Source organism: Shewanella sp. ZOR0012 (assembly GCF_000798835.1).
Classification (GTDB): domain Bacteria; phylum Pseudomonadota; class Gammaproteobacteria; order Enterobacterales; family Shewanellaceae; genus Shewanella; species Shewanella xiamenensis.
In genome coordinates, this window is the sequence record NZ_JTLE01000094.1 from 3,404,080 (window position 1) to 3,415,286 (window position 11,207).

Here is an 11,207-nt window from a genome sequence, read left to right on the forward strand (position 1 = left end):
GATCATATGCATCTATATGCTGTACATATACACAGTATAAGCTAACTTTAGCACATGTCGAAGGCGTTTATGTCATGTATTTGCTTAAGTAAACAATCACCCTATTGGAGTCTCGTGATCAAGCGTGCTCTTTGTGGCTCGAGCTCATCAAAATCTTGTTGGTAACGGTCTAATGATGTAATGCCAGAGCAGAGTACAAATTTACCAAGTGGGTTATATATAAATTGGCTCATGTCAGCGATTGACCAAGGAGCAGGGCAAGTCTGCGGAGGAGTCGTGCCATTTAAAATTTCCGCGTAACGATTCGCTGTGTCTTGATCTTTCATTAACGGTGTCAGCAACCATTGCGTCACGTTTGTGGTGATATCTTCATCATCAATTGTCTGCAATGCTTTGGCCATGGCTGTAAAGTAATACCATTCACCCATTTTTATTTTTTCAAATGTAGTCACCTCAGCAGGGAACGGCGTTTGCCAGCTAGTGGGGATGACGTTGCTTAATTGAGAGGGATGCAGTTGGCCTAGTATCAATTCGCCAAATTTCATATTTGTTGTGATGCCGTTTTGACTAACGGTTTTTATCAGTAGCACATGGGTGTTAGCTGCTACGCGTTGCCAAAACAACATATCTTGATTAATCACATCGGTAACTTGCTGCGCAGACATGGTTTGAGCGTGAGCCAGTAAATCGATGAAGTAGAGTTTTTGTGCCGTGAGCAGATGTGAAAGTGACGGAGAAGACAAAAAGACATTAAATTGGCTGCCTTCTTGCCAGGTATCTAACTGAATTAATGTTTTATATCGCGTGATTAATTCGGCGTTTGTTGCGATGAGTTCGTCAAAAGACGTTTGTTCTGTCAGTACCGGGAGACAACTGGACAGAAAATCATCACGGTTAAGGCATTCGTTGAAAGGGGTTTGCGGTTTGTCTATAGGAGTTGTGTTTAGCGTTGGGGAGCGTTCCAAAATGCCAAGCTGTTGTATGCTTTTAAGTCGAGAAATCCCAGCATCCATCGGCGAGGCGCCACTATTCACATCAAAGCCCAGCGCATAGAGATAGGCATTCTGAGCTTGGTTGTCGGCTAACGCCTTATCACTCTTTTGAATTTCGTCGAGGTAGGCTTTGGCTTGCTCTGAAGCTGGGCTATCTTTTATGTTGATGGCGGCAAGGATCAGATAAAGACTCACTGGCACCAAGAATAACGTGAGCAAAATCCATTTGATTACGGTTTTTAAAGGCTTCATCAAAACTCCATTTATCGATAAATTAACAAAAGCACAAATAGCTTAACATCTTGACTGACTTATGTAAGTCAATTTTTTATTGAAGTAACGGCAATAAAAATAAGTATTCACATAAAAACAGAGAATGCTTTTACTGTGCGCAGAATGGATGATGTGGGGCGAATTAAAGGAGTATGCTGTTTTTCATCATAAAGCCCGCACAACTCACCTTTGCGGGCTTTATTGACTCGTATCAGTATTTAAACACTATTTCAACGCCTCAGGGACGATAGGGTAGTTATCCCAGACTCGACCATCGCTCATTGAACGTACAAGCTTAATATATTCAGCGTGGGTCCAGGCGAGCGGGGTGGCGGAGTTAGTGCCTTGGCCGAGTTGATATTGGTAACGAGTGGCGTTACCCACACCGTCCCATGCTTGTTCGGGGAGCATTAGACCCGCGTTGGCGAAGGTTTCCATCCCTTGCACATAGGTATTGATAAGTTGCTGCTTGGTTTGCTGTGCGTGAGCACCGCTTAGCTCTCCCTTGGCGCTGGCAAGGGCCAATTCAAAATGGCCACGCTCGCCAGTAAAGAAGGGCCAGACGCGGCCGCGTTGGTTGTCGCTATTACTGCCCGATTCGGCGTAGTTTGCGCCAGTGAGGGTATCTTCACCGTAGCCATCGTTACCGTAACGTCTAAAGCCTGGAACGCTGCTGCCATCCTTTGCCGTAAAGTTGTATTTGAGGCGTAAATTGTCCTCAAGCTCGGTATTATCCACCAGCGCTAGGCTTTGATTAATCAGCTTATCGGTGGAGCCACGCACGCCATAGCGCACCAGTTCTAAAAAGCCGCCATCGAGGATCTGACGTTGATCTAATCCCGCACGGCCATTATTGGCGGCGAGTTGCTCGGCGGTGTTTGGCTCACCGTTGGGGCTTAATCGCAGATAATACGGTGCCTTAATGCCTTGGCTATCGGTGAGCAAACCTTGGGTCGTCACTAAGTGTTTTTCAAGTTGTTGATTAAGCGTTTTGGCGGTCGCGAGATAACGCTGACTGGCATCGCTGTCGTTTACTGCCTTGGCAATATCACTCGCAGCCACTAAGCCTGCGATCACAGCGGCCGTGGTGGAAGGCGAATAACCTGCTTGTTCTTCCCAACGTTCTTGCTGGGTTTTCGGTGGCGTAATTTGGGTATGATTCCAGTCGAGATTGACCTCGCCGCCGCTGACTAAAAAGTCCGCCGCAGCTTTTAACATCTCTTGATACCAATGGTTAAGTTCAGCTTGACTGAATACGCCTGCCTGCCAGAGCTTCCAGCCGAGCATGATCGGCATCGCCGTTTGGTCGAGCTGTACGCCCACCCATTCGATTTGGCCGTCCACATGGGTCTTTTGTAAAAACCAACCGGGTGTGCCGCTAAAGCCTGGGGTTTTATCGCTCACTTGCACCTTTTTAAGGTATTCAAAGGCGACTTTAGGCGTTTGGGTATCGCCCATGGCGAGAAATGCCATGGCGCATTGATAAAAGTCGCGCGGCCAAACGGCCTTGTAACCCGTGCTGGGTGTGACAGCTGGCACTGTATCGCCCCAAGGATTAGAAAGCGACGCGATAAGGGCGCCCGCGTAGGTTTTATCTTCCTGCGCCTTGAGTACCATGGCACTGGTATACAGCAGCTTGCCATTATCTGTGGTGCTTTGCGCCATATCAGGCATCGCGGGTAGCGATTGTAAATAACTGTGCCAACCAGCGTTGTATTGGCTCAGCACCGCGTCATACCCCGCCGTCAAGCTGGCGTTGGCATTGGCTAAACTGCTGGCCTCATCCTGGCCAAAACCAATCGCCAAATTCACATTAAGAGCTTGATTAGCTTGGAGTGCGGGATAACTGGCGGTAAAGGCAATGTTGCCTTGAGTAGGCTTTTCGGCGCTGCTGGTGGCCTGATACAGCGTATCAAGCTTGCCGTTATCGGCTAAATCGGCCAAACCGTCGGATACACCGACAAAGCCCGTAGTCGCCTGCGCAAAATCGATATCCGATTTCACCGTCATTACGCTACTGTGGGGATCATTGGTGCGAGCAATAAGGGCTTGATGATCGATTCTGCCAATATCATTCGCGCCCGCATTATCGATATGGGGGTTAACGTATAAATGCGGTGTGATACCCGCTTCAAAGGCGGTAAACGTCACGCGCATCATCAGCGTATCGCGGTCGGGATCGGTAAAGATATGTTTTTCTATCTGATACTTACCTTCAACGTCGCGATTGATAATCTTATAGGCCAAGGATTGTGGGCGACCATTAGCGTCGGTATCTAAGTATTCAATGCTGCTGATCGTGTTATCTTTTTCGGTATCGACAAAGCCATTGCCGGTGATCACAAATTGCAACTCTTTGAGCTGAGCGTTGTGAATAAGGCCATACATGGTTTCGGTTAAAATCCCCTGCGCGATGGAGAACCACACTCGGCTAATGGGATTTTGAGCGCTGTCTTGGTATTGCCCCTGAGTATAAGGCTCATAGGAGGTACCGATACCGGTTTTGCCGGAGAACGCCCAGGTTGGGGCTTTGCCGGGGGCGCCGGGGGCAATCTGTACATCTGTGGCTTTTGTGACGGTCGGTGTTGATGTGTCTGCATTGGGGGCCGAGGGTGAGCAGCCCATTAAGCTGGTAACGCCGATAAGGCTTGCGGCAATTGCGAGCGCAATCGGCTTACGAGTTAAGCTGCGAGCCTGCTGCGAAGGTACTGTTGTCGATGCCATATTCATCAAAATCTCCCCAATTAATAGATGGTGCTAATTGCGATTTATTCTTGTTGTAAGCTATGTGGCTATACGTATTGGCGTTTAGTTGCCCAAACGCCAAGAGTGCCGAGTTGTAGGATCTGCGATTTACGCTTGAGTGTGCTGAGTATTCGGCTGCTCAACAAAGAGCACGGCAATCCCGGCGCAGAGCATGAGGACGCCGCCGGTGAGCAGGGCATAGATGGGTTGACCATCAAATAATCCATTGAGGATTACGCCTAAGACGCTGGCTGCAAGGAGCTGTGGGATCACGATAAAGAAGTTAAAAATTCCCATATACACGCCCATTTTTTTCGGCGGTAAGGTGCTGGATAACATCGCGTAGGGGATAGATAGAATTGAGGCCCAGGCAATACCCACCCCTATCATCGGCAGCCATAGCAGGCTGGGATCCTTGATAAAATAGAAACTGATTAAGCCAAAACCACCGCAGAACATATTAAAGGTATGGGTGAGTTTGATCCCGATACGTTTGGCAAGTAGCGGAATAAACAGCGCCGCAATGGCCGAAAATCCATTGTAGGAGGCGAATAGTACGCCCACCCAATCGGCACCATTATTGTAGGCTGGGGATAACACATCGCTGCTGCCAAAGTGATAAGACGTCACCGCCGAGGTGGTGTATATCCACATCGCAAAGAGCGCGAACCAAGAGAAAAACTGCACTATCGCTAACTGATGCATGGCCTTAGGCATATGGAATAAATCATCGACCACATTAAAGACAATGCCCAGTTGCGAACGCTGTGAGGGCGTTGATTTACCTAAGCGAAGGGCGCAGTAAAGTTGCAATGGGCCAAAGGCAAAAATCCCTAAGGTTAAAATATACAGCTGCTTATCTAAATCCTGTGTCCACACCGCAAGCGTCAGCAGTGCGCCTACAGCCATCCAAACGATAGCGGCAAATTGATAATTCTGATGGGTGCGAGTGCGATATTGTTGCTCATCTATGCCAGCGTCAGCATTGCCATGGAAGGCGGCGAGTTCATCTGGGGAATATTCTTTAGTAGAGATCACTGTCCACGCCACGCTGAGAAACAGCACGGCGCCACCAAAATAGAAGGCATAACGCACCGAATCGGCAATTTCGCCCACGGGCGCGGTATTGGCGACATTAAAGAAGTTACTGAGAATATAGGGTAGGGCCGAGGCCACAACTGCACCGATGCCAATAAAAAAGCTTTGCATGGCATAACCTTGGGTGCGCTGCTTGGGAGGCAAATTATCCCCCACAAAGGCACGGAAGGGTTCCATGGCGATATTGATTGAGGCATCCATAATCCACAGCATGCCCGCGGCAATCCATAACGTAGGGGAATGCGGCATCACAAATATCGCAAGAGTCGTACAAATAGCGCCGATTAAAAAATACGGCCGACGGCGACCTAAGCGCCCCCAAGTATTATCGCTCAGATAACCAATAATCGGTTGAACCAGCAGACCCGTTAACGGTGCGGCAATCCACAGGATGGGAATGTCATCGATAGAGGCGCCAAGGGTTTGGAAAATGCGACTGACGTTGGCATTTTGCAGGGCAAAACCGAATTGGATCCCCAAAAAACCAAAGCACATATTAAAAATTTGCCAGAAATTTAGCTCGGGTTGTCGCTTATGAACGGCGCGATGCACCACCTTGGGTGAGACACCTTCTAATGGGGTAATCGTTTGTTGATCCGTGGACATGCAACTTCCCTTCAGTAGCGGACAGCAGTGCTGCCTTGAGTCATTTATCGTTATAATTTGAAAGCTTAATCAATAGCTTTGGCTCAGTTTACGCATTATTGTGCCAGTTCGGTTTGGTCGCTATAAAGGTGTGTTTTGATGCTAAAAAATAGCGAATATACCTCTCCCTCAGAAGCATATTCGCCAATAAATTCATTTTCATACTCTATGATGCAAATGCTCAGAAGCAGAAAAGAACCTAAGCCTGACAGCTATCCTCAAAGGCTGCTACCAGAAACGACCTCACAGTGTTCAACCCCACAAGCAGAGGGTGGAACTAGCGAATTTATAGTAGCCGCAGCGTCGATTGACGCACAACCGCTTACATACGTATTCATCATCCATTGATAACTCAAGTTAAACAGCCGTGTAACCTAATGGCAGCCTATTTTACACTCCTATGGGGTTGTATGGGTATCCAGTCAGTGGCTAAAGTGTCAGCAGCAGTGAGCAATAGACGCATTATGCGATTGATACTGCAAAAATAATGGAACAGTATGTCAGCAGATGCTCTCATGTAATCATGGTTAGCACCTGTCAAAATCGATTATGTTTTGAATAAAGGATATCTATGTTTGTTATCACCTTAACCTACAAAAAGCCGCTGGCAGATGTTGAGCTACATTTAGCTGCTCATATTGATTATCTTGATGCGTATTACGCCAAGGGCGTTTTTATCGCCTCGGGCCGTAAGGTGCCACGCACGGGCGGTGTGATCTTCGCTAAGGCGGAGTCGCGTGCAGTACTCGAGGCTATTTTGCAGCAAGATCCTTTCTATACCGAAGACGTGGCTGAATTTGATGTAGTGGAATTTGTGCCAACCAAAGCCGCCGCAGGATTCGAGCAACTCATTGAGACACTTTAGTGATTTTTGCAAATTGTAAAATACAGATATTTATACCAATGATATTTGCTATAAATGCAATAATTGCGGGTGTGGTGCGAGAAATAAAATGAAAACACGGTCCGATGATTTAGAAATACTGCTTGCTGTCGTCGACAGTGGTGGTTTTTCGGCGGCAGCTGAACTGTTAGATATTCAAGTGGCCCGCGTGTCTCGGGCGGTGAGCAAGGTTGAAAGCCAAGTTGGCGTTTCTATTTTAAATCGCACGACTCGCCGGATCGAATTAACCGAGGAAGGTCGCCAGTTTGTTGAAGCCATCCGAATTGGCTTATTACAGATCCAGCAAGCTGAAGAGGAGATCATTACTCGTGGAGAGCTACCGAGAGGCCGTTTACGTGTCGATGCCGCAAGTCCCTTTTTGTTTCATCAATTAGTGCCGCTTATCCAGCCATTTAAGCAAACCTATCCCGATATTGAATTGGAACTCACCTCCAACGAAGGTTTTGTTGATTTGCTTGAAAAGAAAACCGATCTCGCGATCCGCATTGGCAACTTAACGGATTCGACTTTGCATGCTAGGCCACTTGGGAAAAGCTTGCTGTACATTGTAGCCTCACCAGATTACCTATCAAGGCGCGGTTTTCCCAATAAAAGCAGCGATCTTATTCACCACGATTTGCTGGGATTTTCTACCCCAAAAGCCCTCAATGATTGGCCACTGAACGGATTTACTCGATTTACACCTACATTAACCTCGAGTAACGGTGAAACGTTAAGGCAGCTTGCATTAACGGGTAATGGTATTGCCTGCTTATCGGGATTTATGGTGAAAAAGGATATCGCTGAGGGGCGTTTAATCCCCTTATTGGAGAGTGAAAAAATCACCAATACCGGCCGAGAGCAGATCAATGCGGTGTACTATAAATCTTCTACCGTCGCGAAACGTATCTCGGCCTTTATTGATTTTATTCAGCCTAAGCTAACCCTGTAAGCGGTAGGGCAACACTTGTCGTATTGACGTGTTAGTGAACATTTTTGCATTTACAACAAAAATCATTTGTCTTTATTGCGCTCAATGTCTCTTGTTGAGTTTGCTAGTATGTTTGCAACGAAATGAGAGGGTTATATTATGACGCAATCACTGTTTCAACCGATCACCTTGGGTGCATTAACACTCAAAAACCGCATCGTTATGCCGCCAATGACTCGTTCAAGAGCCAGTCAGCCAGGCGATGTGGCCAATCATATGATGGCAACCTATTATGCTCAGCGTGCGAGTGCGGGGCTCATTGTCTCTGAAGGCACACAGATTTCTCCAACTGCAAAAGGGTATGCTTGGACTCCTGGTATTTATACTCCCGAACAGATCGCGGGCTGGCATATCGTCACTGAGGCAGTTCATGCCAAGAACGGAGTGATTTTTGCTCAGTTATGGCATGTAGGCCGAGTCACCCATCCTGACAATATTGGTGGGCAACAACCGATTTCTTCATCCGCATTAAAAGCGGAAAACGTAAAAGTGTTTGTCGATAACGGCACTGATGAACCTGGTTTTGTTGATGTCGTTGCGCCTCGGGCAATGACAAAGGCTGATATTGCGCAAGTGATCGCTGATTATCGTCAAGCAGCGCTCAATGCTATGGCGGCTGGCTTTGATGGCATTGAACTCCACGCCGCTAATGGCTATTTGATCAACCAATTTATTGATTCCGAAGCCAACAACCGTAGTGATGAGTACGGCGGTAGTCTTGAAAATCGCCTACGTTTTTTAGACGAAGTGGTTGCGGCATTGGTCGATGCTATTGGTGCTGAGCGTGTGGGTGTGCGTTTAGCGCCCCTTACGACCCTCAATGGCACTGTGGATGCGGACCCGATTGTGACCTATACCGCTGCCGCTGCGTTACTTAACAAACATCGAATTGTTTATCTACATATTGCCGAGGTGGATTGGGATGATGCACCTGATACGCCACGCTCATTCAAACAAGCATTGCGTGAGGCTTATCAGGGCGTGCTGATTTATGCCGGACGATACAACGCACACACAGCGGAACAAACTATTAACGATGGTTTGGCTGATATGATTGGTTTTGGACGACCTTTTATTGCCAATCCAGATTTACCCGAGCGGCTAAAACACGGCTATCCGTTGGCTGAGCATGACCCAACAACGCTGTTTGGTGGTGGCGAAAAAGGGTTAACTGACTATCCAACTTATCAAGCCTAGGGGAAAGTATGTTCAAGGCATTCAAAGGTCATGTGTTAGAGACTAAAAACCGTATTGTGATGGCTCCAATGACTCGCTCACGTAGCACTCAGCCGGGGGATATTCCGAACGAGATGATGGCCACCTATTATCGCCAGCGAGCAAGCGCAGGATTGATTATTACCGAAGGCGCACCTGTGTCAGCGGTGGCGCGAGGGTATTCAATGACCCCTGGGATTTATACTCCAGCACAGATTGAGGGCTGGAAAAAAGTCACGGAAGCGGTGCACCAAGAAGGTGGGAAAATATTTATCCAACTCTGGCATGTTGGTCGTCGCAGCCATTCGAGTGTGTCTGGCGCTGAGCCTCTTGCGCCATCGGCAATAAAAATACCCGATCAGGTATTTGGTCCATTGCCTGGAGGTGGCTTTGGCATGATTGAAACCCAGCAGCCAAAGGCGATGAGCGAACAAGATATCCAAGCGACTATCAGCGATTTTGTGCAAGCAGCACAAAATGCGATGTTAGCCGGTTTTGATGGGGTTGAAGTGCATGCAGCCCATGGCTATTTATTTGATACTTTTATGCGCTTAGAAAGCAATCAACGGCAAGATCGCTACGGTGGCAGCCAAGAAAATCGGTTGCGTTTTTTAGTCGACACCTTACAAGCCCTTACACAGACCATTGGATCTGGGAGAGTCGCTGTGCGGATATCTCCCCATATTGGTGAGGGATTTACCGGTGACAACCCTGACATCATCCAATTAACACTCGCCTTGCTACAAAAGCTGCAACCGATGAATCTTGCCTATGTGCATTTTTCTGAAAACATCTCGCGCTATGTGGAAGTGTCTGACGCGTTTCGTCAGCAAGTGCGCAGTGTGTATCAACACCCGATAATGGTGGCGGGGAAATTAACCAAGCAATCTGCTCAGCGTTTACTCGACCAACACTATGCTAATTTTGTGGCCTTTGGTACGCCCTTTGTGACCAATCCGGATTTAGTCGCGCGCTTTGCCCATGACTGGCCATTAACCGAGTTTGATGCGGATGCAAGGCTTACCTTGTATGGCGGCGGTGAAGCTGGCTATATCGATTATCCCGTTTATCAGGCATCGTTTTAGTGACATAGTCTAGTGGTGTCGTTTGCGGCTACTAATGGTGTAGGCGCTAAGGGAAGGGGTGAGCCAAAGGGGCTGCCTCACTTAGTGCCTTATGCTAAAACAAGTCCATATGCACTATCTGTGATTGGATACTGGGGGAATTTATCCGATATTTTGTCGCTGAGTTTGCTATCATGCCGTTTTCCCCTTGAAACCTTACGCAGGTTTCCGCTGTTCGAGCCCCACTTTTATGTCTATTCAAACGCTGTTATCGACGGCTTTAGCTAAACGCCATGATTTTTTACTGCAAGCAGAACAAGACCATACCGATTGTTTTCGGGTGTTCCATGGCACGGTCGAAGGTGTCAGTGGCTTGAATGTCGATCGCTACGGCGATAATTGGTTAGTGCAGAGTTTTCACCACACCTTAACCGCTGAGGAATTAGCTGAAGTAGTGGACGTGCTCACCCAAGAAGTGGCCCTGCCGGTAGTGTATAACGACCGCTCCGCTGGCCATTCGCGGGTGCTCAATGCGCTAAGCCCTGAACTGGATGATATTGCCAGTGCCGAGTTGGTGATGCAGGAAAATGGGATTAAATTCACCACTAAGCTGCGCCACGAAGGACAAGATCCGCTGCTATTTCTTGATATGCGTATTGGCCGCGAATATGTGCGGGCACACAGTCAAGATAAAACCGTACTGAATTTGTTTTCTTACACCTGTGGTATCGGCACTGCTGCGGCTATGGGCGGCGCAGAACGGGTTGTGAATGTCGACTTTTCCTCCTTTGCACTCGCCGCAGGGCGAACTAATGCCGAATTAAACCAAGTGTCAGAGGTATGTGAGTTTGTGCAGAGTGATGCGTTTCCGGCCTTGCGCCAATTAGCTGGTTTGAGTGTGGGAGGGCGCCGCAACCAAAAATTACCCAGTTACCCCAAATTGCCGCAGACCCAATTTGATCTGGTATTTCTTGATCCGCCTCGTTATGCCAAGAGTGCCTTCGGGATTGTCGATTTAGTTAATGATTACCAAGGTTTATTTAAACCCGCATTATTATCAACCAAGGCTGGTGGCACCATTGTGTGTTGCAATAATGTCGCCAAAGTAGACCGTCAAGATTGGTTTGATAGTCTAGTTCGCTGCGTTGAAAAGCAAGGCCGAGGTGTGACTGACCACACTTGGCTCGATCCCCATGAGGATTTTCCGTCGTTCGATGATAATCATCCCCTTAAAATTGTGGCGTTGACCTTAAATTAACCTGAGCTAGGGATAAGTAGCGCCGCTGAATAGGCATCTTTTC

8 protein-coding genes are annotated in these 11,207 nt (G+C 47.8%); 5 read left to right on the forward strand and 3 right to left on the reverse strand.

All coding sequences use genetic code 11. The features are described 5' to 3' along the window. Positions 1 to 101: 101 nt before the first annotated feature. The 3 genes from L976_RS16540 to L976_RS16550 form a co-directional block, all read right to left on the reverse strand. The gene (locus L976_RS16540; protein ID WP_052184012.1) at positions 102 to 1,244 is read right to left on the reverse strand and encodes a hypothetical protein; all 1,143 of its coding nucleotides are present in this window, start codon (positions 1,242 to 1,244) and stop codon (positions 102 to 104) included. Between the two features lie 246 nt (positions 1,245 to 1,490). Continuing rightward, the gene (locus L976_RS16545; RefSeq protein ID WP_047540632.1) at positions 1,491 to 3,989 is read right to left on the reverse strand and encodes a glucan 1,4-alpha-glucosidase; all 2,499 of its coding nucleotides are present in this window, start codon (positions 3,987 to 3,989) and stop codon (positions 1,491 to 1,493) included. Positions 3,990 to 4,118: 129 nt separating this feature from the next. Beyond that, positions 4,119 to 5,714, reverse strand: coding sequence for an MFS transporter (locus L976_RS16550; RefSeq protein WP_047538495.1), 1,596 nt, complete (start codon positions 5,712 to 5,714; stop codon positions 4,119 to 4,121). 610 nt (positions 5,715 to 6,324) lie between these two features. On the opposite strand from L976_RS16550, the gene L976_RS16555 reads away from it, so the two are divergent. From L976_RS16555 to L976_RS16575, 5 genes are all read left to right on the forward strand, one after another. Next, on the forward strand, positions 6,325 to 6,618 hold the full coding sequence (locus L976_RS16555; RefSeq protein WP_037431416.1) for a YciI family protein: 294 nt from the start codon (positions 6,325 to 6,327) through the stop codon (positions 6,616 to 6,618). 88 nt (positions 6,619 to 6,706) lie between these two features. Beyond that, positions 6,707 to 7,588: a LysR family transcriptional regulator gene (locus L976_RS16560; RefSeq protein ID WP_047538500.1), complete on the forward strand. Its 882-nt coding sequence runs from the start codon at positions 6,707 to 6,709 to the stop codon at positions 7,586 to 7,588. Between the two features lie 138 nt (positions 7,589 to 7,726). Further along, positions 7,727 to 8,824: an alkene reductase gene (locus tag L976_RS16565; RefSeq protein ID WP_047538503.1), complete on the forward strand. Its 1,098-nt coding sequence runs from the start codon at positions 7,727 to 7,729 to the stop codon at positions 8,822 to 8,824. A gap of 8 nt (positions 8,825 to 8,832) precedes the next feature. After that, positions 8,833 to 9,927 (forward strand): alkene reductase, encoded by a 1,095-nt coding sequence (locus L976_RS16570; RefSeq protein WP_047538506.1) that lies wholly within the window; start codon positions 8,833 to 8,835, stop codon positions 9,925 to 9,927. Between the two features lie 229 nt (positions 9,928 to 10,156). Continuing rightward, positions 10,157 to 11,164 carry a class I SAM-dependent rRNA methyltransferase gene (locus tag L976_RS16575; protein ID WP_047538509.1) on the forward strand — a complete coding sequence of 336 codons (1,008 nt, stop codon included), beginning with the start codon at positions 10,157 to 10,159 and terminating at the stop codon, positions 11,162 to 11,164. Positions 11,165 to 11,207 lie beyond the last annotated feature (43 nt).

Excerpts from the sequence above, each read along its gene's own strand:
- L976_RS16545 (WP_047540632.1), bottom strand. The coding sequence starts at position 3,989 with ATGGCATCGACAACAGTACCTTCGCAGCAGGCTCGCAGCTTAACTCGT.
- L976_RS16555 (WP_037431416.1), top strand. The coding sequence starts at position 6,325 with ATGTTTGTTATCACCTTAACCTACAAAAAGCCGCTGGCAGATGTTGAG.
- L976_RS16550 (WP_047538495.1), bottom strand. The coding sequence starts at position 5,714 with ATGTCCACGGATCAACAAACGATTACCCCATTAGAAGGTGTCTCACCC.
- L976_RS16560 (WP_047538500.1), top strand. The coding sequence starts at position 6,707 with ATGAAAACACGGTCCGATGATTTAGAAATACTGCTTGCTGTCGTCGAC.
- L976_RS16565 (WP_047538503.1), top strand. The coding sequence starts at position 7,727 with ATGACGCAATCACTGTTTCAACCGATCACCTTGGGTGCATTAACACTC.
- L976_RS16575 (WP_047538509.1), top strand. The coding sequence starts at position 10,157 with ATGTCTATTCAAACGCTGTTATCGACGGCTTTAGCTAAACGCCATGAT.
- L976_RS16570 (WP_047538506.1), top strand. The coding sequence starts at position 8,833 with ATGTTCAAGGCATTCAAAGGTCATGTGTTAGAGACTAAAAACCGTATT.
- L976_RS16540 (WP_052184012.1), bottom strand. The coding sequence starts at position 1,244 with ATGAAGCCTTTAAAAACCGTAATCAAATGGATTTTGCTCACGTTATTC.